The organism is Enhydrobacter sp. (genome assembly GCA_025808875.1).
Classification (GTDB): Bacteria; Pseudomonadota; Alphaproteobacteria; order Reyranellales; family Reyranellaceae; genus Reyranella.
Map to the genome: position 1 here is coordinate 4323708 of CP075528.1, position 23164 is coordinate 4346871.

General features: G+C 68.8%; 20 protein-coding genes. 6 read left to right on the forward strand and 14 right to left on the reverse strand.

Features of this window, described 5'->3' with window-relative positions; genetic code table 11:
• Positions 1 to 102 precede the first annotated feature (102 nt).
• The 5 genes from KIT25_21450 to KIT25_21470 form a co-directional block, all read right to left on the reverse strand.
• Positions 103 to 1221 carry an NAD(P)/FAD-dependent oxidoreductase gene (locus tag KIT25_21450; GenBank protein ID UYN94568.1) on the reverse strand — a complete coding sequence of 373 codons (1119 nt, stop codon included), beginning with the start codon at positions 1219 to 1221 and terminating at the stop codon, positions 103 to 105.
• Positions 1222 to 1223: 2 nt separating this feature from the next.
• Positions 1224 to 2234: a P1 family peptidase gene (locus KIT25_21455; protein ID UYN94569.1), complete on the reverse strand. Its 1011-nt coding sequence runs from the start codon at positions 2232 to 2234 to the stop codon at positions 1224 to 1226.
• Positions 2231 to 2983: an SDR family oxidoreductase gene (locus KIT25_21460; protein ID UYN94570.1), complete on the reverse strand. Its 753-nt coding sequence runs from the start codon at positions 2981 to 2983 to the stop codon at positions 2231 to 2233. The genes KIT25_21455 and KIT25_21460 overlap by 4 nt, the downstream gene beginning before the upstream one ends.
• Before the next feature lie 81 nt (positions 2984 to 3064).
• Positions 3065 to 3496 carry a CBS domain-containing protein gene (locus KIT25_21465; protein ID UYN94571.1) on the reverse strand — a complete coding sequence of 144 codons (432 nt, stop codon included), beginning with the start codon at positions 3494 to 3496 and terminating at the stop codon, positions 3065 to 3067.
• 195 nt (positions 3497 to 3691) lie between these two features.
• Entirely contained in the window at positions 3692 to 4204 is a 513-nt protein-coding gene (locus KIT25_21470; GenBank protein ID UYN94572.1) for a DUF4142 domain-containing protein, read from the reverse strand.
• Positions 4205 to 4301: 97 nt separating this feature from the next.
• On the opposite strand from KIT25_21470, the gene KIT25_21475 reads away from it, so the two are divergent.
• Entirely contained in the window at positions 4302 to 4775 is a 474-nt protein-coding gene (locus KIT25_21475; GenBank protein ID UYN94573.1) for a TIGR01244 family phosphatase, read from the forward strand.
• A complete protein-coding gene (locus KIT25_21480; GenBank protein UYN94574.1) occupies positions 4772 to 5602 on the forward strand; it encodes a universal stress protein in 831 nt (276 codons plus the stop codon). Before KIT25_21475 ends, KIT25_21480 begins: the two co-directional genes overlap by 4 nt.
• Positions 5603 to 5871: 269 nt before the next feature.
• Here KIT25_21480 and KIT25_21485 read toward each other — a convergent pair whose 3' ends face one another.
• On the reverse strand, positions 5872 to 7428 hold the full coding sequence (locus KIT25_21485) for a hypothetical protein (protein UYN94575.1): 1557 nt from the start codon (positions 7426 to 7428) through the stop codon (positions 5872 to 5874).
• Between KIT25_21485 and KIT25_21490 the strand changes: the two genes are divergently transcribed.
• Both KIT25_21490 and KIT25_21495 read left to right on the forward strand, forming a co-directional pair.
• Positions 7418 to 8518, forward strand: coding sequence for an efflux RND transporter periplasmic adaptor subunit (locus tag KIT25_21490; protein UYN94576.1), 1101 nt, complete (start codon positions 7418 to 7420; stop codon positions 8516 to 8518). The two genes, KIT25_21485 and KIT25_21490, sit on opposite strands and share 11 nt — an antisense overlap.
• Positions 8519 to 8522: 4 nt before the next feature.
• Positions 8523 to 11684: an efflux RND transporter permease subunit gene (locus tag KIT25_21495; protein UYN94577.1), complete on the forward strand. Its 3162-nt coding sequence runs from the start codon at positions 8523 to 8525 to the stop codon at positions 11682 to 11684.
• Here the strand turns inward: KIT25_21495 and KIT25_21500 are convergent.
• Together KIT25_21500 and KIT25_21505 are read right to left on the reverse strand one after the other, a co-directional pair.
• On the reverse strand, positions 11638 to 12240 hold the full coding sequence (locus KIT25_21500) for a pyridoxamine 5'-phosphate oxidase family protein (GenBank protein ID UYN94578.1): 603 nt from the start codon (positions 12238 to 12240) through the stop codon (positions 11638 to 11640). The genes KIT25_21495 and KIT25_21500 overlap by 47 nt on opposite strands.
• Positions 12237 to 12791 carry a VOC family protein gene (locus KIT25_21505; protein UYN94579.1) on the reverse strand — a complete coding sequence of 185 codons (555 nt, stop codon included), beginning with the start codon at positions 12789 to 12791 and terminating at the stop codon, positions 12237 to 12239. Before KIT25_21505 ends, KIT25_21500 begins: the two co-directional genes overlap by 4 nt.
• Before the next feature lie 59 nt (positions 12792 to 12850).
• Between KIT25_21505 and KIT25_21510 the strand changes: the two genes are divergently transcribed.
• Together KIT25_21510 and KIT25_21515 are read left to right on the forward strand one after the other, a co-directional pair.
• Positions 12851 to 14125: an amidase gene (locus tag KIT25_21510; GenBank protein ID UYN94580.1), complete on the forward strand. Its 1275-nt coding sequence runs from the start codon at positions 12851 to 12853 to the stop codon at positions 14123 to 14125.
• The gene (locus tag KIT25_21515) at positions 14122 to 14904 is read left to right on the forward strand and encodes an aspartate dehydrogenase (GenBank protein UYN94581.1); all 783 of its coding nucleotides are present in this window, start codon (positions 14122 to 14124) and stop codon (positions 14902 to 14904) included. Before KIT25_21510 ends, KIT25_21515 begins: the two co-directional genes overlap by 4 nt.
• A 157-nt stretch (positions 14905 to 15061) precedes the next feature.
• Here KIT25_21515 and KIT25_21520 read toward each other — a convergent pair whose 3' ends face one another.
• The 6 genes from KIT25_21520 to KIT25_21545 all read right to left on the reverse strand — a co-directional run bounded on the left by KIT25_21520 (position 15062) and on the right by KIT25_21545 (position 23085).
• Positions 15062 to 16198, reverse strand: a complete 1137-nt coding sequence (locus tag KIT25_21520) for a mandelate racemase/muconate lactonizing enzyme family protein (protein UYN94582.1) — start codon at positions 16196 to 16198, stop codon at positions 15062 to 15064.
• Positions 16199 to 16293: 95 nt separating this feature from the next.
• Entirely contained in the window at positions 16294 to 17433 is a 1140-nt protein-coding gene (locus KIT25_21525; protein UYN98014.1) for a mandelate racemase/muconate lactonizing enzyme family protein, read from the reverse strand.
• 146 nt (positions 17434 to 17579) lie between these two features.
• Complete coding sequence (locus KIT25_21530) at positions 17580 to 19631, reverse strand: hydantoinase/oxoprolinase family protein (protein UYN94583.1); 2052 nt, start codon at positions 19629 to 19631, stop codon at positions 17580 to 17582.
• 1 nt (position 19632) lies between these two features.
• A complete protein-coding gene (locus tag KIT25_21535; protein ID UYN94584.1) occupies positions 19633 to 20334 on the reverse strand; it encodes an ABC transporter ATP-binding protein in 702 nt (233 codons plus the stop codon).
• A gap of 115 nt (positions 20335 to 20449) precedes the next feature.
• The gene (locus KIT25_21540; protein ID UYN94585.1) at positions 20450 to 21211 is read right to left on the reverse strand and encodes an ABC transporter ATP-binding protein; all 762 of its coding nucleotides are present in this window, start codon (positions 21209 to 21211) and stop codon (positions 20450 to 20452) included.
• Positions 21208 to 23085, reverse strand: coding sequence for an ABC transporter permease (locus tag KIT25_21545; GenBank protein UYN94586.1), 1878 nt, complete (start codon positions 23083 to 23085; stop codon positions 21208 to 21210). Before KIT25_21545 ends, KIT25_21540 begins: the two co-directional genes overlap by 4 nt.
• Positions 23086 to 23164 lie beyond the last annotated feature (79 nt).

Genomic DNA, 23164 nt, shown 5'->3' on the forward strand with positions numbered 1-23164 from the left:
CACTCATCCACGGGCCGATGCCCGACGAGGTCTCACCCGGCGAGACACGCCAAGTCATTGATTTGATTGTCTATCCTCCCGAAGGTCTCGTTCAGGCAGCTCTTAAGCGACCTGTCCGGCCACCCAGCCACTCGACCAGGCCCACTGGAAATTGTAGCCGCCGAGCCAGCCGGTGACGTCGACCGCCTCGCCGATGGCATAAAGGCCCGGCACCTTGTGCGCCTCCATGGTGCGCGACGAGAGCTCGCGGGTGTCGATGCCGCCCGCCGTGACCTCGGCCTTGGCGTAGCCTTCGGTGCCGCTCGGCCGCACACGCCAGCGCTTCAGCGTCGCGGCGAGGTCGGGATCGGCGACGAGCGTGTCGGCGAACCGCTGCGGCAGCACTTCACCCAGGAGGGTGCGCAGCTCTGCCTTGGGGCGTTCGTGCCGCCGTCGCCGCAGGAACGACCCGGGCTCGGCGATATCGGGCAGCAGATCGATCGCGATCTCCTCGCCTGGTTTCCAATAGGACGATATCTGCAGGATCGCGGGCCCCGAGAGACCGCGATGGGTGAACAGCATGGCCTCGCGGAACCTCGCGCGACCCAAGCGCGCGACCACATCGAGGGACACGCCGCTGATCGGTGGCACGGCGAGCGTCAGCGGCACCAGCGCCGGGCGCGTCTCGACGACCGCGAGACCGAAACGTCGCGCCGTGTCGTGCGCGAACGACGTCGCCCCCATCTTGGGAATCGAGAGACCGCCGGTCGCCAGCACCAGCGACGACGACGTGAAGGCGCCGCGATCCGTCGCGATGCCGAACGCCTCGCCATGCTGCACGCCGGTGATGTGGTGCGATGTCCGCACTTCGACGCCGGCGGCGCGGCATTCCTCCAGCAGCATCGCCACGATCTGCCGCGCCGACCCGTCGCAAAAGAGCTGGCCCAGGGTCTTTTCGTGCCAGGCGATGCGGTGCTTTTCGACCAGCGCCAGGAAATCGTGCGGCGTGTAGCGGCTGAGCGCCGACTTCGCGAAGTGAGGATTGGCGGACAGGAAATTGTCGGCGCCGACACCGATGTTGGTGAAGTTGCAGCGTCCGCCGCCGGAGATCAGGATCTTCTTGCCGACCTTCTCCTGATGTTCGAGCAGCAGCACACGGCGGCCGCGCTTGCCCGCCTCGATGGCGCACATCAGGCCGGCCGCGCCGCCGCCCAACACGACGACGTCGAACGCCCGCGTCATCCCTACTTGCCGAACTTCGAGCGCCAGTCCGGCACGGCCCTGGCGAAGGGCAAGGCCGTCGCCTCGTAGACACCACGGGCCACGGCGCGGGCCAGGCAGTCGGCGGCGACCGCGCCCAGTTCCGTCAGCACCGGAGGTTCGCCGCCCGACCCCGCCGTGCCGGTCGCCGCGGCAAAGACCGTGTCGCCGTCGTTGGGCGCATGGACGGGACGGAGGGCGCGCGACAGTCCGTCATTGGCCATGATGGCGAGCCGCTTGCACTCGGCCTTGCCGAGCGTCGCATCGGTCGCCACCAACGCGATCGTGGTGGAAGTCGCGGGCAGCGGCTGGCCCTTGAAGCGGATCGTCAGGGCGTCGGCCGGCATCGCGGCCGGCCAGCCCTTGCCGCCGAACTCGGCCCCCCGCTCGTAGGCGCCGGCCCAGAAGTGCGGCCCGTCGCCGATGGTTGCCGAACCGACCGCGTTCACCGCCGCGATCGCGCCGACCGTGAAGCCCTGCGCGGTCTTCGCGCTGGCCGAGCCCAGCCCGCCCTTCAGGTTCAAGGTCGTTCCGCCGTAGCCCGCCCCCGTCGTGCCGAGCGAAAATTCCCGGGCGGCCGCCAACGCCGCGTCGCGACCGAGATCCCAATACGGCGGCCGGCTTTCGACGGGATCGGTCAGCCAGTCCTTGGTGCCACCATTCATCAGGTCGAACAGGATCGCCTGAACCGCCACCGGCAGGGTGAGGCCGCCGAACTGCGCGCCCTTGCCCTGCCGGCACAACACGGCAGTGACGCCGCCGGCGGCATCGAGGCCGTAGAGCGAACCGCCGGACAACACGACGGCATCGATCAGTCCGCGCGTCATCTCGGGCTCCAGCAAGGTGACGGCGCGATCGCCCGGCGCGCCGCCCAGGGTCGCGACGCTGGCCGCCACGCTCCTCTCGAACACGATGGCGGTGACTCCCGTGGCGGCGCGTGCATCGTGGGCGTTGCCGACCAAGACGCCTGGAACGTCAGTGATGAGGTTCCTCACGTCAGGAACTCACCGCCGTTCACGTGGATGGTCTGCCCTGTGATGAACGTGCCCTCCGGTCCGACCAGCAGGCGGACCATGGCCGCGATCTCCTCGACGGTTCCGAAGCGCTTGAGCGGAATCGGCCTGTTCATGCGACCGCTCGGCGTCGGCCCGGCGGCCGCGCCGCGGACCGTGTCGATCGCCCCCGGCGCCACCGCGTTGCAGGTGATGCCGTGCGGTGCCAACTCGACGGCCAACGCGCGGACGAGCCCTTCGAGCCCCGACTTGGAGGCCGAGACATGGCAGCGGTTGGGCGTACCGACATGGGTGGAGATGCCCGACATGGCGACGAAGGCGCCGCCGCCGCGTTGCACCATCTGTGGCACGACCGCCTTGGCGAGCAGGAAGGCACCGTCGAGCGCCACCGACATGATCTCGCGCCATTCCTCGAACGACATGTCGAGAAACGACGTCTGCCGGCGCAGGCCGGCGTTGCTCACCAGGATGTCGACGCCGCCGAACGCCTTGGCCGCCTCGGCGGCGAGCCGCGGCGCCACGGCCGGGTCGGAGACGTCGCCCATCGCCGCGACCGCTCTGCCGCCCGCGGCCTCGATCTCGCCCACCACCGCCTCGACGGCGGCGCGATCGCTCCGGCCGTTGACCACGATGGCGGCGCCGTCACGCGCCAGGGTGAGCGCGATGCAGCGCCCGATGTTCTTGCCCGCGCCCGTGACGAGCGCGACCTTGTCTTGCAGGGGAAGTGCCATGCGATCTCCAACGCCAGGGAAGCGCGACCCTAGCGGAGATCGTCGGCGAACTTAAGCGACCCTCGTCAGCAGCGACCCTCGTCAGCCGGCGGAGATGTAGGCCTTGAGCGCCTCCGCCTCGTGCCGCGTCTCCTCGATACGGGCCTTGACCACGTCGCCGATGGAGACGAGCCCTAGCAGTTCGCCGTGGCGCACGACGGGAAGGTGCCGGAAACGACCGCGCGTCATGACTTCCATGACCTGCTCGATCGAATCGTCGGGATCGCAGACGCGCACGTCTCGAGTCATGATCTCGCGCGCCTCGAGTCGCATCGCCTCGGCACCGAAGGCGGCGAGCGCCCGTACCAGGTCGCGCTCGGAGACGATGCCCGCCACGGCATCGTGCTTGTCCATCACCAGCACCGAACCGATGCGGCGTGTGCTGAGCTGCTGTGCCACCTGGGCGACCGTCGTGGCCGGCGTCACGGTGAACACCAAGCCTCCCTTCTGGGAAAGGACGTCCGAGACGAACATGTTTCCTCCTCTGCCCCGCGGGGCCGCGTGGATGGAAAACCTGCAACGCTCCTGCGTCCGGAAAGGCCTGGGCTGCGCGCTTCGACAACGAACGGAACCCGCCCACGTCCTGTGATCCGGCAACACGCACTTCAGCACCCATCGTCCGGGCCCGCCAGAGCGAATCGCTCCAGAACGGACCGACCCTGCGGACTCCTATCGCCCGCCGGCCAGCAATCTCGCCCGGTCGAAATTGTCCCGCACCATGGGGAACACCCGCTCGGCATAGCGCCGGAGCGGCCCGCCCTGTCCGCTTTGGGCATAGGCGCCGTACTGGCGCGCGGCCTCGTCGTGGACGGTGAGCTGGGCATGGGCGTAGGCGGCGTCGAAGTCCGCGCCGTGCAATGCGCCGAGCTGCTGCAGGATCGCCGCCGTGTTGGGCGGCTGCGATGGATCCGGGGCGAAGGACACACCGGCTTCGGCGCGCGCCTTGCCGAGCTGCTCGGCGGCGTTTCCGTAGTCGCCGATGGTGCGATTGGCGAAGCCCCGGATGTTCGCACTCGATGATCGTGCCAGCGCGAGCCGGCCTGACGCGATTTCGAAGTCGTTGACGGTCTGCGCGAAGCCGACGAACCGGGAATCGGACAGCGCGTCGGTTGCGTGCCCGCCGCCGGCCCGCATGACGACAATCGCCCCGCCCGCTGCCGCCAGAAGACGGCGGCGCGCCATGAACCGCATAGAAACCTCCACTTCGTTGGTCCTGCGCTCAACGCGACCTTGCCGGCGCGGTTCCGCCCGCCCTCCGAAGCTGATACGACACCCCGCCATGACCTTGTCTCTCGAGCCGCTCGATGGCCGCGTCGCCGCTTCCGGCCAACTCGGCCCGGACGACATGAAGAACCTGGCCGCGGCGGGGTATCGGACGGTGGTCAACAACCGACCGGACCGCGAGGCCATGTTCGGACAGCCACGGACAACTGCCTTGCGACGCGCCGCCGAACTGGCCGGCCTGACATTCGTCGACCTGCCCTTTTCGGGTACCGATGCCACACCCGACCAAGTCCAGACTCTCGCCGACCTGATGTCGCGAGGCGACGGCACGATCGTCGTCTTTTGCAAGAGCGGCATGCGTTCGGCGTTTTTGTGGGGCGTGGCGGCGATCGCGAGCGGAAAGACCTTGGAAGAAGTGTTGAACGCGACCCGCGGAGCCGGGCACAATCTCGCGTCGATACAGCAAGCCATGCTCGCTCTGGCCGCGCGCGCTCGCAGCCGGGTCATTTCTGGGGAGAACAACGTATGATCAAGTCCGTGCTGGCCGTCTCCGAGGGCGGTCCCGATGCCGCCATGTCGTTCCGGCTCGCGGCCCGCGTGGCCGGGGCATTTGCCGGCACCGTCGATGCCCTGCACCTGCCGGTCGGTCCGGCCGGCGGCATGGTGGGCGGCCTGGCGATGAGCGGCGAGGCCATGCCCTTGGTCATGAATCTCGACGACGAGCGACTGGAGGCCCGCGCCAAGGAGTCGGAGCGCGCCTACAAGGAGCTCCTGGGCGGCGTCGCCGGAGCGACGTTCACCGCGGCCAAGACCGCGACGCTCGATGCCATGGTCGCCATGGGCCGGTGCTCCGACCTCGTCGTTCTGGGCCGGCCCGGCGCCGACCCCGAAAACGTGGCGCCCGCCACGGTCGAGGCGGCCCTCTACGAATGCGCCCGTGCGGTGATGATCGCCCCGCCGGATGCCGGCAGCGGACCGTTCGGCTCGGTGATCGTCGCCTGGAACGGCAGCTTCCAGGCGGCGCGGGCCCTCGAGTACGCCCTGCCCTTCCTGCTGAAGGCGTCGAGCGTCACGATCCTCGTCGTCGGCTCCAAGCCGGACGAGGTCGGCGCTCCCTACCTGGCGCGCAATCTCGGCCGCCACGGCATCAAGGCGGCGGTCGATGCGATCGATCCCGGCGCCGTTTCGGGCCGGGCGCGTGGCCGGGCGTTGCTGGGCTATACCCACGGCAAGAACGCCGACCTCCTGGTGATGGGCGCCTACGGCCGCGGCCAGGTGTTGAGCTTCCTCGGCCTGGGCGGTGCCACGGGCAAGGTCATCTCCTCCTGCCGGGCCCCCCTGCTGATGGCCCACTAAGTTCCGGGGCAGTGCAACGGGTCGCGCCGGGTCTTGACGCCGGCCGGCCCCCACCTATCTCCGACGGCGCCGTTCCATGTTGCTCGAAGAGGACGTGGTCGATGAACGACTCGGAGATTGGTTTGCCGCCGCGCAAGGAGGCGGCTCCCATCAGGCCCGATCCGCCTCTCGGTGGCGGCGAGCGGGCCGATGGCGACGAATTTGTGCCCAATGTTGTCGTGCCGCCGGTCCCGGTTTCGTGGCCGCGGGTCCTTCCAGGCCTGTAGACCCTAGGGACAGGCACCGGCGGCCTGGCTGACCACGTCCGGATCGGCGCAGGCGCCGCAGGCATTGCCATAGGTCCTGCGACTGCCGTCACGCCGCGTGCCGCACGCCGGGCGATAATCTCGCGTGCACATCTGCGGACGCGGGTCGGCACACGGACCGCCGGCCACCGGAAGCGACTCTTGCGCCAATTCGGCATTGCTCATCTGCAGCTTGAAAGGGCGGACCTGATAGTCGCTGATGGTGCCGACCACCGAGATCGACGTACCGGCGACCGGCTGCGGCGAGAGCGGGCGGGCGAGCTTGACGTCGAGATCGGCGCGGTCGCGAATCTGATTTTCTTCGGTGATCGCGGCCTGGATGCGATCCAACGTGGCGGAGATCACCTTGACCGGGATCTTGAGCCGCGACGCGCCGCCCTTCTGCCGCTCGCCGATGATGCGCCACAGCTTCTCCGCGGCGATTCGGTTGTCCGGCGAATCGTCGCGCCGGGCGAGCACGAACACCCAGTCCGAGTAGGAAAGCTTGTGCGGCTCGCCTTCCATGACGAGCTGGACGGCTTGCTCGGCCGGCGAGAGCGCGCGTTTGATGCTGCGGGCAAAGCCCTCCGGCGGCCGCGGTTCGCCGGCGGCCACCCGAGTCAGCAGATCGCTCCATCCCTCCTCGCTGCCGTGATAGCTGCGATAGCGGGCCAGTACATAACTGGCGATGCTCTCGGCCGACACGCTCCTGCGCTCGGCGATGGCGAGGGCGCGCGCGCCGTACCAGAACCCGAGCGCATCGACGGGCGAGTCCTCGAGCAGCGCCACCGCGAGTTGATAGACATCCTGCAGATTGTCCGGATCGATGGTCACGGCCTCCAAGTAGTAGCGCTTGGCCCGCGCATAATCCTTGGCCTGCAGCGCCGCGAAGCCCAACGTGCCGTCGAACACCGCGATGAACTGCAGCTTCAGTCGGACGAAATCCGTGTCGGTCATCGCCGATGGCTTCGACAGCTTGGCGAGCGCGGCCAGCCCGCGCTCGGCGGCGACCGCGGCCGGCTCGAGTGCCGCGGCATCGCCGGCGGCCGCGCGCGTGCGGCCGACATAGGCACGGTTGGCCAGGGCACGCACGTTGTCGGGGTCGATCCGCAGCAGCCGTCCGGCCAGGGCATCGGCCTTGGCGGGATTGGCGGCGGCCTGCCAGGCCGCCATCGCCTGCTCGTGCGCATCGATGCGCAGGACACTGTGCGGATACCAGGCGATGAACACCTCCATCGCCTGCGCACGCTTCGCCGGGTCCTTGGTGCTCAGGGCCGTCTTGAACGCCGCGAGCTCGGCCGGATTCTGGACAGCCGCATCCTGCCCGAACGCGCTTGACGCGATCAGCATCGACGCCAGAACCGAGAAGAGCCAGCGCAACGTCGCCATCGCCTTCTCCCATATCCGATGCCGATCGTCGTCGGAACCGGCTCGGGGGATGGACATATCGTGACCGTTTAGTGGAAATAAGGCACTGTTCGGGGATCGACAAGCGGGGGATGTGATGCGGACATTTGGGAAGAGGGCACTGGTGTTGCTCATGGCCGCGGCGGCCGGAGCGACCGCCTCATCCGATGTCGACGCCCAGCCGGCCGCGCAGCCGCCGGCCGTCCTCGTGCAACCGGCCACCCTCCAGCCGCTCTCGGTGCAATCCGAGTTCATCGGTCGGGCCGCCGCCGCCGACAAGGTGGAATTGCGGGCGCGCGTGAAGGGCTTTCTCGGTCCGCGCAAGTTCACCGACGGCGATGCGGTCAAGGAAGGGCAGATCCTGTTCACGATCGAGCGCGAGCCCTATCAGGCCGCCGTCGATCAGAAGATCGCCCAGCGCGACGCCGCGAAGGCCGCGCTGGACAACGCGGAAATCCAGCTCAAGCGCGCCGCCGACCTGCTGCGCAGCAACACCGGCACACAGGCGACCTACGACCAGCGCCTGAGCGAGCAGCTGCAGGCCAAGGCGGCGCTCGAGGACGCCGCGGCCCAGTTGCGCGATGCGCAGATACAGCTCTCCTACACCGAGATCCGCTCGCCGATCACCGGCCGCATCGGACGCGCCACCGTCTCGCCCGGCAACATCGTCGGCCCCGACTCGGGTGTCCTCGCCGTCGTCGTCAGCGAGAAGCCGATGAGGGTGCTGTTCCCGGTAACCCAGCGCGAGCTGATGGAGGCCCGCAAGGACGGCAGCACCGACGCCAATGCGCCGCTGATCGTGCAGCTCAGGCTGGCCGACGGCAGCCTCTACAAGGAGAAGGGCAAGCTCGACTTCCTCGACGTCACCGTCGACCCCAAGACGGACGGCCAGCTGGCGCGCGCGGTATTCGACAATGCCGACGGCATGCTCACCGACGGCCAGACGCTCCGCGTCGTGCTCGAACAAGCCAAACCTCCCGTGGTCATTGCCGTGAATCAGTCCGCCGTCGCCCTCGACCAGACCGGCCCGTACCTGTTCGTCGTCAACGACAAGAACGTCGCCGAGCTGCGCCGGGTCAAGGTCGGCACCAGCCGCGACGGGCTGCTGGCCATCCAGGACGGCCTGAAGGAGGGCGAAAGGGTGATCGTCCAGGGCCAGCAGCGGGTCCGTGCCGGCATGACCGTGACGCCCCAGATGGCGGCACCTCCGCTGCAGAAGCAGTAGTCCGATGACCATCTCGTCGGTCTTCATCCGCCGCCCGCGGCTGGCCTTCGTCATCTCGGCGGTGATCACGATCGCCGGCCTGATCGCCCTGACCGCGCTGCCGGTGGCGCAATTCCCCGACATCGTGCCGCCGCAGGTGCGCGTCACCGCCACCTACCCCGGCGCCTCGGCCAAGGCGGTCGAGGAGAGCGTCGCGCAGGTCATCGAGGCCCAGGTCAACGGCGTCGAGCGCATGATCTACATGAAGTCGACGTCGGGCAGCGACGGCAGCTACCAGCTGACCGTCTCCTTCGAAGTCGGCTCCAACCCAGACCTCAACACCGTCAACGTCAACAACCGCGTCGCCCAGGCCCTGGCGCTGCTGCCGCAGGAGGTCCAGCGCATCGGCGTCACCACGGCCAAGCAATCCTCGGCGATGCTCCAGGTGATCGCCGTCTATTCGCCCAAGGGCACGCGCGACGCGCTGTTCCTGTCGAACTTCGCCACCATCACCCTGCTCGATTCGCTGCGCCGCGTGCCGGGCGTCGGAGCCGCCAGCCTGTTCGGCCCGCTCGACTACTCGATGCGCGTGTGGCTGCGGCTCGACCGCATGTCGAGCCTCGACATCACCACCAAGGACGTGGTGTCGGCCGTCCAGTCGCAGAACGTCCAGGCGGCGGTCGGCCTGGTCGGCGCCGCTCCGCTCACCAGCGACGTCGAGTTCCAGCTCAACATCACGACCCAGGGCCGCATGACGAGCCCCGAGGAGTTCGAGAACATCGTGGTGCGCGCCACGCCCGACGGCGCCCTGGTGCGCATCAAGGACATCGCGCGCGTTGAGCTGGCGTCGAAGACCAGCGATTCCCAGGCGCGCTACAACGGCCAGCCGGCGGCCGGCATCGGCATCTATCAGCTTCCCGGCGCCAATGCACTGGCGACCGCCAATGCCGTCGACCTCAAGCTCAAGGAACTCCAGGCGCAGGGCCTGTTCGCCGAGGACGTCGCCTATGACGTCATGTACGACACGACGCAGTTCGTCGAGGCGACCATCGAGAGCGTGATCCACACGCTGATCGAGGCGTTCGTTCTGGTCGCCATCGTGGTCTTCGTCTTCCTCGGCAACTTCCGGGCGACGCTGATCCCGATCATCGCCGTGCCGGTGGCGCTGATCGGCACCTTCGCGGTCATGCTGGCGCTCGGCTTCTCGGCCAACACCATCTCGCTACTGGCGCTGGTGCTCGCCATCGGCATCGTGGTGGACGACGCCATCGTGGTCGTGGAGGCAGTCGAGCACACGCTCGAGAGCGAACCCGACCTCACTCCGGCGCAGGCGACGGAGAAGGCGATGGGCCAGGTCACCGGCCCCATCATCGCCATCACGCTGGTGCTGCTTTCGGTGTTCGTGCCGACCGCGTTCATTCCCGGCATCACCGGCCAGCTCTACAAGCAGTTCGCGGTCGCGGTGTCGGTCTCGATGGTGATCTCGGCGATCAACGCCCTGACGCTCTCGCCCGCGCTGTGCTCGCTGATCCTGCGCCATCGCAGGAAGCCCAGGGGCCTGATGGCGTGGCTGCAGAACGGCATCGATAACACGCGCAACGGCTACGTTCGGATCGTGACGCCGCTCGCCCGGCGCGGCTTCGTCGCACTGCTGCTGGTCGGCGTCTTCATCGCCGGCGCGGGCGGGCTCAACGCGATCGTGCCGTCGGGCTTCCTGCCGGACGAGGACCAGGGCGCGTTCATGGCCGAGATGCAGCTGCCCGACGCGGCCTCGACCAACCGCACCCAGGCGGCCCTGCAGCAGGCCGAGGGCGTGTTCATCGGCAAGCCGTGGCTGAAGAGCCTGTTCACTGTCTCGGGCTACAGCCTGCTAGACGGCCTCAACCAGCCTAACCGCGCGCTGATCGTCGCCACCCTGAAGCCGTTCTCCGAGCGCAAGGACAAGTCGCTGTCGGTGTTCGCGGCGCTCGACGAGGTCAATGCCGCCTTCGGCCAGATCGCGGCGGCCAACGTCTTCGCCTTCAACCTGCCGCCCATCATGGGCCTCGGCAATGCCTCGGGCTTCGAGTTCCAGGTCAACAGCCTCACCGGCGCCGATCCCGCCGAGCTCGCGGCGGTGGCGCGCGGGCTGATGGTGGCGGCGCAGGAGGTTCCGCAACTCGCCGGCGTGTTCACGACCTACGGAGCGGGCACGCCGCAGATCTACCTGAAGCTCGATCGCGAGCGAGCGCAGGCGCTGGGCATCAACGTCAGCGATCTGTTCTCCGCCCTGCAGACGGCGATGGGCGGCACCTACGTCAACGACTTCAACCTGTTCGGCCGCACCTGGCAGGTGAAGGTCCAGGCCGAAGCAGACGAACGACGCAGGGTCGACGACATTTTCCGAGTGCGGCTGCGCACGGCCGAAGGCGATCTCGTGCCGCTGCAGGCCGTCGCCGATGTCGAGCTGATCACGGCGCCCTCGACCGTGATCCGCTACAACAACGTGCGCTCGGTGACGCTGAACGGCGGACCGGCGCCGGGCTACTCCTCGGGCGAGGCGATCCAGGCGATGGAGGAGCTCGCCAGGCGCACCCTGCCCGCCGGCTATTCCTACGAATGGACGGGCACGGCCCTGCAGGAAAAGGCGGCGTCCGGCCAGACTGGATTCATCCTCGGCCTCGCCCTGCTTTTCGCCTATCTGTTCCTCGTCGGCCTCTACGAGAGCACGGCGATTCCCTTTGCCGCCCTGCTCTCGGTCTCGGTCGGGCTGTTCGGCGCCGTGCTCGCGCTGCTGTTGAGCGGACTCGCCAACAACCTCTACGCCCAGATCGGCATCGTCGTGCTGATCGCGCTCGCCGCCAAGAACGCCATCCTCATCATCGAGTTCGCCATGGAGGAGCGCGCGCACGGCCGCGACATCGTCGGAGCGGCGACGACGGCGGCGGGACTGCGCTTTCGCGCCGTGATGATGACGTCGTTCGCCTTCATCTTCGGCCTGATACCGCTCGTCATCGCTGCCGGAGCCGGCGCGGCCACGCAGCGCGCCGTCGGCACTGCGGTGTTCGGCGGCATGATCGCCGCGTCGTTCCTCGGGATCTTCGTGATCCCCGGCCTCTACGTCGCCTTCCAGACGCTGCGGGAGAAGATCAAGGGAACGGTCAGTCCCCGTTCGGCGTCTTCTGCCGCGGATGGACATGGTCCTTGAAGTCGTCGAAGCCCTTCCAGGCCGGCTCCGGCGGCTGGTAGCCGGGCCGCGGCGCGTAGATCGACGGCTGGCCGGCGCCGGGCGTCACGATGTAGCGCGGACAGTTGGGAAATATCGCGCGTGCCTTGACCCGAACCAGCAATTGCGCGCCGGCGAAGCGCTGCATCAGCGGATCCTCGCTGCTGACACTCGCCGTGCCGTTGACCCTCAGCCGCCTCGGCTTCTCGCCCATGTCGATGAACAGCAGGCCGACCGCCGGGTTGGCCAGGACGTTGCCGAGGCTCTTGAACATGCCGTTGCCGTCATAGTCCGGGAACGCCAGCTCGTCGGCGCCGACGACCCGAACGAAGCCCGGCATGCCGCCCTTGAAGGAGCAGTCGGGCCGACCGTCGGCATCGGCGGTCGCCAGGAAGAAGAACATCGACCCTTCGATGAAGGCGCGATCGGAGTCGGTGAAGGCGTGCCGCGTCAGCTTCTCCTCGAGACGGTCGGCGATGCGCCGGCTCTCGAAGCGGTCCTGCAGGCGCCGATTGCCGTCGTGGAACATCACGCTCATGTGCCGCTCCTTTCCAGCCCGCCGATCCGCGCCTTGAGCGACGGGTCGTGGAGCGTCGTGTCCTGGCCGGGCGGCGCGATGCGCACGGCGTCCTCGAGGGTCATGGTCTGGCGCCATTCTTCGGATGGACGCGACCGGCCGTCCGAGCCGATCTGGTCGACCCCCCAGTAGAGCTCGAGATGATGGCCGTCGGGATCGAGAAACTCGACGGAGACCTGGCAGCCGGCCCGGCGGCGCCCCTGGTACACGATCTTCGCACCGGCCTTCTGCAGATGGTCGCGCGCCCGGAAGACCTCGTCGAGCGTGGCGAGCTCGAAGGCGAGGTGATGCAGGCTCTTGCCGCGCTCCTCGCCGCCGCCGCCCACCAGCGCGAGGCAATGGTGGTCGCCGTTGCAGCGCAGGAACACCATGCCGCCCGGCGCCATCGCCGGCGGGTAATCGTCCGAGATCCGGAAGCCCAGCACGTCGGTGTAGAAGCGGCGGGAGCGTTCGATGTCGCCGACATAGACCACGGCATGACCGAGCTTGCGAACGGCGAAGGGCGGACTCATGGCTACCTTTCGATTCGAGGCTCGGCCATCATGGACCCGACCAACAGGCGGGGGAAGACATGGCACGGACACCCAATCGATTGTCGGCCGGCGAGGCGGTGCGGCGCATGGCCGACGGACGGCTCAAGGCCGTCGACCTCGTCGAGGCCTGTCTCGAGCGCATCGGGGCGCGCGAGGGCCAGGTCCATGCCTGGGAGGCGATCGGCGCCGACGATGCCCTGAAGCGGGCCGCGCAGCTCGACCGGCGGGCGCGGCCAGTGGGACCGCTGCACGGCATCCCGCTCGCGGTGAAGGACATCATCGCCACGCGCACCCTGCCCACGACCTGCGGCTCGCCGATCTACCGCGACCACGTGGTCGGACATGACGCGGCCTGCGTCGCACAGCTCGTGAAGGCGGGCGCCATCGTGCTGGGAAAGTCGGTGACCACCGAGTTCGCCGGCGGCCATGCCGGCAAGACCCACAATCCGCACGATATCAGGCACACGCCGGCCGGTTCCTCCTCGGGTTCGGCCGCCGCCGTCGCCGACTTCATGGTGCCGATCGGCTACGGCACGCAGACCGCGGGCTCGGTGATCCGGCCCGGCGCCTTCAACGGCGTCGTCGCCTACAAGGGCAGCTACGGCTGGGCCGACCTGACGGGCGTGAAGGCCTATGCACCGTTCCTCGACACCCTGGGCTTCTTCGCCCGCGAGGCCAACGACCTCGCGCTGATCCGCGCCGCCTGGGGGCACGCGCCGGCCGACCCGCCGACCCGTGCGCCGCGCATCGGCCTCTGCCGCACGCCGTGGTGGGACCAGGCCGAGCCCTACAATCGGCGCAATATCCTCGAGGCGGCGCGCACGTTGCGGGCGGCGGGTGCCCGGGTCGGCGAATGGCAGGCGCCGGACTCCTGGACCGGCCTCATCCAGGCCCAGCATCGCATCATGGTGAGGGAGGCGACCGTCTCCTACGCGCGCGAGCGCGCCCGTGCCGCGCACCTCTTCTCGCCCACCATGCACGGCGTGATGCGCGAGGGCGACACCGTCACGCGGAGCCGGTATGCCGCCGCCAAGAAGCAGCGCCGCCGCGGCCTGCAGCAACTCGCCGGTGCGTGGGAGAAATTCGATCTCCTGCTGGTGCCGGCCGCCAAGGGCGAGGCGCCGGCCGGCCTCGGCAGCACCGGCGATCCGCTCTTCAACCGTCCGTGGACCCTGCTCGGCACGCCCTGCATCGCGCTGCCCTTCGGCACCGGCCCGTTCGGCCTGCCATTGTCGCTGCAGCTGGTCGGCGCGCCGCGTTCGGACGACCGGCTCATCGCCTGGGCGCGCTGGATCGAGCGGCGCCTGGCATGAAGCGACCGGTCCGGCTCGGCCTGATCGGCTACGGCGCCATCGGCAGGCACGTCGAGGCCGCCGGGCTCGAGGGCATCGAACTGGTCTCGGTGCTGGTGAGGCGCCCACGCGCCGCGGGACTCCTGACCCACGAGCCGGATCGCTTCTTCGCCCACGCGCTCGACGCGGTCGCCGAGTGCGCCGGCCACGACGCGGTGCAGACGCATGGCCAGCGCGCGCTGGAGAGCGGCGCGGACCTGCTCGTGACCTCCGTCGGCGCCTTCACCGACACGACGCTGTTCGACCGCCTGCTCGCCGCCGCCAAGGCGAACGGCCGCCGCCTGATCCTGCCCTCCGCCGGCATCGGCGCGCTCGACATCCTGAGCGGAGCCGCGGTCGGCGGCCTCGACAGCGTCACCGTGACGGTGCGCAAGGATCCCTCGGCCTGGAAGGGCACGGTTGCCGAGACCCTGGTCGACCTCGACACCCTCGGGGAACCCAAGATCGTGTTCGACGGCCCGGTGCGCGAAGGTGCGCGGCTCTATCCGCAGAACGTCAACATCTCGGCGGCCGCCGCCATCGCCGGCATCGGGCTCGATCGAACGCGGGTCGTGATCGTGGCCGACCCGACCATCGCCACGCACGTCGTCGAGCTGGAGGCGAGCGGCGCGTTCGGCAGCTTCTCCTTCCGGGAGGACGTCGCCGTCAGCGAGGAGAACCGCAAGACGGGCAAGCTGGTCGCCATGGCGATGGTGAAGTCGGTGCGCCAGCTCGCCTCGACCCTGATCGTCGCCGCCTAGATTGGACGGGAGCCGGGAGCCTTGGCCGCGTCCCCGGTGCGTCCACTCGCCGAGGACGGGTCGGATGCCGATGCCATCGGCATCGGAGGCGATTCGTCCTCGAGTCCACACAGTCCCCTGCCGTCCTCGGTGTCCACTCATCCACAGGCCGACGTCGCTAGGTGTAGCCCGGACCCTCGATGACCGGATGGGCCGCGAGGAACTTCTCGTCGATCTCGACCCCGATGCCGGGCCTGTCGAGCGGCCGCACGGTGCCGTCCCGGCCGATGCTCCAGGCCTCGCTGCAGAGCTCGTCGCGGAATTTGTTGGCGACGGAGAGATCGGCCTCGAAGTAGCCGCCATTGTCGATCGACGCCAGGAAGTGGATCGACACCGCATGGTTCAGGCCGGTCATCGAGCTGTGCGGATGGATCGGCAGCTTCCACATCGAGGCCGCGGCGGCGATGCGCTGGACCTCGGTGACGCCGCCGCTCTTGGACAGGTCGGGCTGCAGGATGGTGACGTTGCCGTCCTCGATCAGCCGGTGGAACTCGAAGCGCGTGTAGTGGTTCTCGCCGGCGGCAAGCGGCGTGCGGCCGAAGCCCCTGGCCATGCGGTAGGAGCGATGATCGTGCGCCGGGAACGGCTCCTCCAGCCACGAGATATCGAGTTCGTCCATCGCTGGCATGACACGGCGCGCGTCCTCGACCGTGTAGCCGGTGTTGGCGTCGGTCAGGATCGCAACCTCGGGGAAGCGCTTGCGGATCGCCGTCATGCGGGCGATGTCGTTGGCCACCGTGTCGCCGATGCGCAGTTTCAGCGCCCGGTAGCCCGCCTCGACCATGGGCTCGGCCTCGGCGACCAGCGCCTTCGGCTCCTGGTAGCCGAGCGAGATGCCGCCGGCATAGGCGGGCACCGGCCGGTTCGAGCCGCCCAACAGCCTGTAGAGCGGCCAGCCCGTCGCCTTGCCCTTGATGTCCCACAGGGCCTGGTCGATGCCGCTCATCGCCATGGCCGTGGCGGCGCCCATGCCGTGGCTGCCGAGCTGGAACTTGTAGATCTTGCTCCAGATTCCGACCGTGTCCGTGGCGTCCATGCCGACGACGAAGCCCTTGAGCGTGGTGTCGATCAGATGGCCGACGCTGCCCGGCGAGCGCGCGTGATGGCTCTCGCCCCATCCGACGAGGCCGTCCTCGGTGGTCACTTTGACCATCACGCAGTCGCGCTTGGTCATGGTGCCGATGCCCAGCGACACCTGCCGCTCCTTCGGCACGCGGAAGGAGGTCGGATAGGCTTTGACGTCGACGATCTTCATGAGCTTGTCATCCTGAGCGAAGCGAAGGATCTCGCATTGGCGCCACAGCCGCTGGTCGTCCTGCCAGGTCCTTCGCTGCGCTCAGGACGACGAAATCAACCCACCTTGTACTTCTTCAGCACCTCGCGATCGATGTCGATGCCGAGGCCGGGGCTGGTCGGCACCTTGACGATGCCCTTCTTCTGCTCGATCGGCTCCTTCGCCAGGTGGTCGCGCAAAGGGTTGGGCGTCTGCTCGAACTCCAGCATGGGCGGCATCGGCCGGAAGGCCGGCGGCTGGTCGGGCAATGCCGCCAGGAACTGCACCGTCGCCGCCAGGCCGATCGCCGAGCCCCAGGCATGCGGCACGCACTCAACGCCGAACGCCGACGCCAGGGTCGCGATCTTGCGGCACTCGGAGAAGCCGCCGGCGGCGCAGAGATCGGGCTGCACGATGTCCATCGCCTTCCTGGCGATGACGTCGCGGAAACCCCAGCGGGTGTAGTCGTTCTCGCCGCCCGCCACCGCCATGTCGAGGGCACGCGTCACCTCGACGTAGCCGTCATGGTCCTCCGGGCTGATCGGCTCCTCGAACCACAGGATGTCATGCTCCTCCAGCATGCGGCCGAGCTTGATGGCGTTGGGCACCGAGAAGCAGTGGTTGGCGTCGACCGCGAGCTGAACGTCCGGTCCGATCGCCTGTCGCACGGCGGCGACGCGCCTCGTGTCGAGCTTCAGGTCGCCGAGGCCGATCTTCATCTTGATGGCACGAAAGCCGTCGTTCTTGAATTCCAGCGCTTCCTCGACCGCCTCTTCGATCAGGCGGTTCATGTCGATGAAATAGAGGCCGGTGGCGTAAGGGATCACCTCGCTGCGGTAGGCGCCGCCGATCAGCTTGTGCACCGGCTTGCCCGTGGCACGTCCCATGATGTCCCACAGCGCGATGTCGATGCCCGAGATGGCCGAGATCGCCATGCCGGTGGTGCCGTAATCCTTGATGCGATTGTAGAGATCCTCCCAGATCGCCTCGACGTCGAACGGATCGCGGCCGACGACGCGTGCCTTGAACTGCGTGTCGATGAATGCCTTGGCGACCACCGACGGCCCGTAGCACTCGCCCCAGCCGGTGAGGCCGTCGTCCGTCGAGATCTCGATCAGGCAGGTCGAGCGCGTGCCGTAGACCCAGCCGCGCGCCGACACGAACGGCTTGTCGACCTTGCATTGCAGGATGTGGCAGGCGACGTCGGTGATCTTCATGGCGAGAAGCTGCCGGAAACTGTCGCTGCTGTCACGCAACGCCACCACCTCATCCTGAGCAGCATCGCCTAGCGATGCGTCTCGAAGGATGGGCAACAACAAAGGTGCCCGTTTCCACCCTTCGAGACGCGGCCTGCGGCTGCTCCTCAGGGTGAGGCGATGCGGATCAGCAGGTTGCCGAACTCGTCCTGCGTCACGCGATCGCCGGGTTCGACGACGGTGGTGCAGTCGAGCTGTTCGAGGATCGCCGGACCTTCGAATGTCGCATCGAGCGGCAGCTTCTCGCGAGCATAGACCGGCGTGACGTGCCAGCCGTCGCCGAACCAGACGCGGCGCTCGCCGACCCGGGCGGCGTGCAAGCTCGACGCACGCTCGCCCGAGGCGAGGATTTCGAGCGAGACCCCGGGCCGCACGCCAATCACGGCGGTGTGCAGGTTGACCAGCACCGGCGGGATCTCGGGAAGCTCGATGCCGAAGCGGCGCCAGTAGGCGGCGGCGAAGGCCTTGCGCAACCCGTCGACGCCGATCTCCGGCCGCTCGACCGAGACCGACAGGATGTGGCTCTGCCCCTGGAACTGCATGTCGGCGCTCAGCACATGGCGCAGCTCGCGCACCGGCACGCCCTCGCGCTCGATGGTGGCGCGGCCCTCGGCCGCCTGCTCGGCATAGATGCCGGCGACGGTCGCGTCGTCGACCGCCGACAACGGCTTGTTCACGGTGCGCACGTAGTCGTGGCGCAGGTCAGCGACGACACAGCCCAGCGCGTTGGTGATGCCGGGCCGCGCCGGCACCAGCACGGTCGGGATGCCGAGCTCGCGCGCCAGCGCCGTGGCGTGCAACGGGCCCGCGCCGCCGAAGGCGAACAGCGCGAAGTCCCGCGGATCGTGGCCGCGCGAGAGCGACACCAGCCGGATGGCGCCGGCCATGCGGTCGTTGGCGATGCGCAGGATGGCCGCCGCCGCGCCCTCGGCATCGAGACCGAGGCGATGGCCGACCTTGTCGACCAGAATGTGTCGCACGTGGTCGAGCGTCACCGGACGGTCGACCCCCAGCAGCCGGTCGGGATTGAGCCGGCCGAGCAACAGGTTGGCGTCGGTGATGGTGGGCTCGTCGCCTCCCTTGCCGTAGCAGATCGGACCCGGCCGCGCGCCCGCGCTTTCAGGCCCGACCCGCAGCATGCCGGCGGGATCGACCGAGGCGATCGAGCCGCCGCCCGCGCCGATCGTGTGGACGTCGACCATCGGCACATGGATCGGCATGGCGTATTCCAGCTCGAGCTCGCCCGAGACCTGCGGCACGGCATTCTCGATCAATCCGACGTCGGTCGAGGTGCCGCCCATGTCGTAGGTGATCAGGTTGGGATGGCCGCAGGCGCGGCCGGTATAGGCCGCCGCCATGACACCCGAGGCGGGGCCGGACATCACCGTGTTGACCGCCGCGCGGGCGACCAGGCTCGAGGAGATCGTACCGCCATTGCCCTGCATCACCAGGATGTCGCGGTCGAAGCCCTTGGCCTTGAGCTCTTGGCGCAGGCGCGAGAGGTAGCGGTCGAGCACCGGCTGCACCGACGCATTGACCGCCGCCGTGACGCCGCGCTCGTATTCGCGATACTCCGACAGGATGGCGTGGCCGGCGGTGACGTAGTCGTTGGGCCACAGCTCGCGCACGATCGCGGCGGCGCGACGCTCGTGCGCGGGGTTGATGTAGCTGTGCAGGAAGTGCACGACGACGGCCTCGCAGCCCAGCGCCAGAAGCCGGCGCGCGGCCTCGGCGACGGCCGGCTCGTCGAGCGCGGTCAGCACCTGGCCGTCGGCGTCCATGCGCTCGGGCACTTCCAGCCGGTATTCGCGCTCGACCAGCGGCCGGAAGGTGCCGCGCAGGCCGTAAGGCTGGGGCCGTGTGCGGCGGCCGAGCTCGAGCACGTCGCGGAAGCCCCGCGTCGTGATCAGGCCGACCCGCGCGACCTTGCGCTCGAGCAGGGCGTTGGTCGTGGTTGTCGTGCCGTGCACCAGCGCCTGCACGGCGGCGGGTGCGGCCCCGGCAGCGGCCAGCGCGGCCATGAAGCCGAGCGCCTGGTTGTCGACCGTGGTCGGCACCTTGGCGAGCTTCACCGCGCCGGACGCCGGATCGATGGCGATCAGGTCGGTGAAGGTGCCGCCGACATCGATGCCGACGGTGAGCATGGCGGAAGCGGGCATGTCAGACCGAAAGATATTGTTCGCGAAGTGCTGCGTCGGCGGTGAGTTCGGCCATGGTGCCGCTGAAGCGGATTTGGCCTTTCTCGATGATGTAGGCGCGGTCGGCGACGGCCTGGCTGAAATGCAGGTTCTGCTCCGACAGCAGCACCGACAGGCCCTCGCCCTTCAGGGCGCGGATCGAGTGCGCCATCTGCTCGACGATGATCGGCGCCAGACCCTCGGACGGCTCGTCGAGCAGCACGCAGCGCGGATTGCCCATCAGAGTGCGGGCGATGGTCAGCATCTGCTGCTCGCCGCCCGACATGCGCCCGCCCGGCCGGTCGCGCATTCCGGCGAGATTGGGGAACAGCGCGAAGAGCCTGTCCTCGGTCCAGCTCGGCGCGCCCGGCCGGGCGGCGCGCCGCCCGACCTCGAGATTCTCGGTCACCGTCAGGTCGGTGAAGATGCGGCGATCCTCCGGGACGTAGCCGAGGCCGAGTCGCGCCACGCGATAGGGCGTCAGCCCGTCGATGCGCCGGCCCTCGAAGCTCACCTCGCCGCGGGCCGGCGGCACCAGCCCCATGATGGCCTTGAGCGTGGTCGACTTGCCGGCGCCATTACGGCCGAGCAGCGCCACGACCTCGCCGGGCCGCGCCTCGACCGACACGCCCTGCAGGATGTGCGCCCGGCCGTAATAGGCGTGCAGGTCCTTCACCAGGAGCATGTGCGGCTCCCAATACTGTCGTCCTGAGCCGCAGGCGAAGGACCTAACCGAGCGATCAGCGACTCTGATGCTGGCGCTAGGTCCTTCGCTTCGCTCAGGACGACAAAGAACGGCATCAATGCGTCCCCCCGAGATACACCGCCCGCACCTGCGGGTTGGCGCGCACCTCCTCGGGCGTGCCACCGGCGATCAGGTTGCCGCGGTCGAGCACGATGATGCGGTCGGCCTGGCTGAACACGACGTCCATGTCGTGCTCGGTGAACAGCACGGCGATCTCGCGGGCGCGGGCGAGGCCGGCGGTGAGTTCCATCAGCGCCACCCGCTCCCTGGGCGCCATGCCGGCCGTCGGCTCGTCCATCAGCAGCAGCCGCGGCCGGTTGGCCAAGGCCATGGCGAGCTCGACGCGCTTGAGGTCGCCATAGGCCAGCACGCCGCAGACCCGATCGGCCTGGTCGAGCATGCCGACCTGGTCGAGCAGGGCGTCGGCCTCGCCGCGCAGGGCCGTGCCGAAGCGTGGCAGCAGCGAGCGCAGCCTTCCGGCATGAGAGTAGAGCGCCATCTGCACGTTCTCGCGCACGGAAAGCGACGCGAACGTGGCGGTGATCTGGAAGGTGCGGCCGACGCCCAGCCGCCAGATCTCCCTCGGACTAAGGCCGACGATGTCGCGGCCGCCGAGCCGCACGATGCCGCCGTCGGGCGCGAGCTGGCCGTTCAGCATGTTGAAGCAGGTGCTCTTGCCCGCGCCGTTGGGGCCGATCAGCGCCAGCAACTCGCCGGCGGACACGGCGAACGACACGTCGGCGACGGCCTGGACGCCGCCGAACGCCTTGTGCAGGCCCTCGACCTGAAGAACCACCGCGGCGTCCGGCGAGCTCATGCCCGCGCCTCGCGCCAGCGCGCCGCCAACACCTTCAGCCCGCCGACCAGCCCCTGCGGGAAGAGCAGCACGATCAGCAGGATCACCAGCCCCATGACGGCGCGCCAGAAGTCGGTTTGGCGGGCCAGTTCGTCGCGCAGCCAGGTGAACAGGGCACCCCCCACGATCGGTCCCGTGAGCGTCTCGATGCCCCCCAGCAGCACCATGACGAGGCCGTCGGTCGACAGGGCGATGGAAGCGACGGAGGGCGAGATGCTGCCCTTGGAGAAGGCGAAGACCGCGCCGGCGAGCCCCGCCATCGTGCCGGCAAGGACGAAAGCCATCCACCGGAAACGCCGCACGTCGATGCCGATAGCCTCGGCGCGCAGCGGCGAATCGCGGCCGGCGCGCAGCACGTAACCGAACGGCGAGAACAGGATGCGCCACAGCAGCGCGATGCCCGCGCCGCACAGCAGCAGCGTCATGTAGTAGTAGGCGCTCTTGCTGCCCAGCCAGGTCGAGGGCCAGATGCCGACCACGCCGTTGCTGCCGCCGGTGAACGAATCCCACTGGAACACGATCGACCAGGTGATCTGGGCGAAGGCGAGGGTCAGCATGGCGAGATAGACGCCGGACAGGCGCACGCAGAACCAGCCGTAGACCACGGCAAACAGGCCGGCACAGAACGGCGCCAGCAGCAGAGCCGCCTCCATCGGCAGGCCCGCGCGCTTGAAGAGCAGGCCCGCGGCATAGGCGCCGAGGCCGAAATAGGCGGCATGGCCGAACGACACCATGCCGGCCGGCCCCATGATGAAGTGCAGCGAGACGGCGAACAGGGCGAAGCAGGCGATGTCGGTGAGCAACACGGTGACGTACTGATCGGCGGCGAGCGGAACCACGAGGAAAAGAACCATCCAGACCGCGACTGCGTGCCGGCGCGGCGGCGTGAGCGGCGGCGCGGGCTCGCCCACGGCGCGGTGCATCGCAGGCGGCTTGCCGAGCAGGCCATAGGGCCGCAGGACCAGCACGATGCCCATGATGATGAACTCGACCACCAGGGTGAGCTTGGAGAAGCTGATCTCGACGCCGAAGGCGTGGACCGTGCCGATCCCGATGCAGAAGGCCTTGGCGACGCCGATCAGGATGGCGGCGAGGAAGGCGCCGCCCAGGCTGCCCAGCCCGCCGACTACGGTGACGACGAAGGCGTCGGCGATGACCGTCAGGTCGAGATCGAGATTGGCGGGCTCGCGCGGAATCTGCAGCGCACCGCCCAGGCCCGCCAGCAGGGCGCCGACGAAGAACACCGACGTGAACAGCCTGGCCTGGTCGACGCCCAACGCGCCGACCATCTCGCGGTCCTGCGTCGCCGCGCGCACCAGCGCCCCCCATCGCGTGCGCCTGAGCAACAAGACCATGACGCCCAGCACCAGCGGTCCGATGCCGATCAGCACCAGGTCGTAGATCGGCAGGCGCTTGCCCGCGATCTCGACCGACCAGTTGAGGCCGGGCGCGCGCGGCCCGACCAGATCCTCGGGCCCCCAGACGAAGAGCGCGACGTCCTTGATCACCAGGACAATGGCGAAGGTGGCGAGAAGCTGGAACAGCTCGGGTGAGCGATAGATGCGGCGCAGCACCAGCACCTCGATCAGGATGCCGATCGAGGCGACCGCGAGCGCCGCCAGCACGACGGCGCTCCAGAAACCGAGCGGCGTACGGCCGAGCAGCTCGATCAGGCTGTAGGCGCCATAGAGGCCGAGCATGTAGAGCGAGCCGTGCGCGAAATTGACGATGCGCGTGACGCCGAAGATCAGCGACAACCCGGCCGATACCAGGAACAGCGACGCCGCCGACGCCAGCCCGTTCAGCAGCTGGATGAGAATGGAGGAGAAGGTCACGCTTCTTCAGCCTCCCCACGAAGTGGGGAGGTGGCCTGAAGGGCCGGAGGGGTCATGCCCCCTCCGTCCGCTTCGCGGA

Excerpts from the sequence above, each read along its gene's own strand:
- KIT25_21470 (UYN94572.1), bottom strand. The coding sequence starts at position 4,204 with ATGGCGCGCCGCCGTCTTCTGGCGGCAGCGGGCGGGGCGATTGTCGTC.
- KIT25_21495 (UYN94577.1), top strand. The coding sequence starts at position 8,523 with ATGACCATCTCGTCGGTCTTCATCCGCCGCCCGCGGCTGGCCTTCGTC.
- KIT25_21485 (UYN94575.1), bottom strand. The coding sequence starts at position 7,428 with ATGAGCAACACCAGTGCCCTCTTCCCAAATGTCCGCATCACATCCCCC.
- KIT25_21540 (UYN94585.1), bottom strand. The coding sequence starts at position 21,211 with ATGAGCTCGCCGGACGCCGCGGTGGTTCTTCAGGTCGAGGGCCTGCAC.
- KIT25_21535 (UYN94584.1), bottom strand. The coding sequence starts at position 20,334 with ATGCTCCTGGTGAAGGACCTGCACGCCTATTACGGCCGGGCGCACATC.
- KIT25_21465 (UYN94571.1), bottom strand. The coding sequence starts at position 3,496 with ATGTTCGTCTCGGACGTCCTTTCCCAGAAGGGAGGCTTGGTGTTCACC.
- KIT25_21525 (UYN98014.1), bottom strand. The coding sequence starts at position 17,433 with ATGAAGATCACCGACGTCGCCTGCCACATCCTGCAATGCAAGGTCGAC.
- KIT25_21530 (UYN94583.1), bottom strand. The coding sequence starts at position 19,631 with ATGCCCGCTTCCGCCATGCTCACCGTCGGCATCGATGTCGGCGGCACC.
- KIT25_21515 (UYN94581.1), top strand. The coding sequence starts at position 14,122 with ATGAAGCGACCGGTCCGGCTCGGCCTGATCGGCTACGGCGCCATCGGC.
- KIT25_21480 (UYN94574.1), top strand. The coding sequence starts at position 4,772 with ATGATCAAGTCCGTGCTGGCCGTCTCCGAGGGCGGTCCCGATGCCGCC.
- KIT25_21505 (UYN94579.1), bottom strand. The coding sequence starts at position 12,791 with ATGAGTCCGCCCTTCGCCGTTCGCAAGCTCGGTCATGCCGTGGTCTAT.
- KIT25_21510 (UYN94580.1), top strand. The coding sequence starts at position 12,851 with ATGGCACGGACACCCAATCGATTGTCGGCCGGCGAGGCGGTGCGGCGC.
- KIT25_21500 (UYN94578.1), bottom strand. The coding sequence starts at position 12,240 with ATGAGCGTGATGTTCCACGACGGCAATCGGCGCCTGCAGGACCGCTTC.
- KIT25_21520 (UYN94582.1), bottom strand. The coding sequence starts at position 16,198 with ATGAAGATCGTCGACGTCAAAGCCTATCCGACCTCCTTCCGCGTGCCG.
- KIT25_21450 (UYN94568.1), bottom strand. The coding sequence starts at position 1,221 with ATGACGCGGGCGTTCGACGTCGTCGTGTTGGGCGGCGGCGCGGCCGGC.
- KIT25_21475 (UYN94573.1), top strand. The coding sequence starts at position 4,302 with ATGACCTTGTCTCTCGAGCCGCTCGATGGCCGCGTCGCCGCTTCCGGC.
- KIT25_21460 (UYN94570.1), bottom strand. The coding sequence starts at position 2,983 with ATGGCACTTCCCCTGCAAGACAAGGTCGCGCTCGTCACGGGCGCGGGC.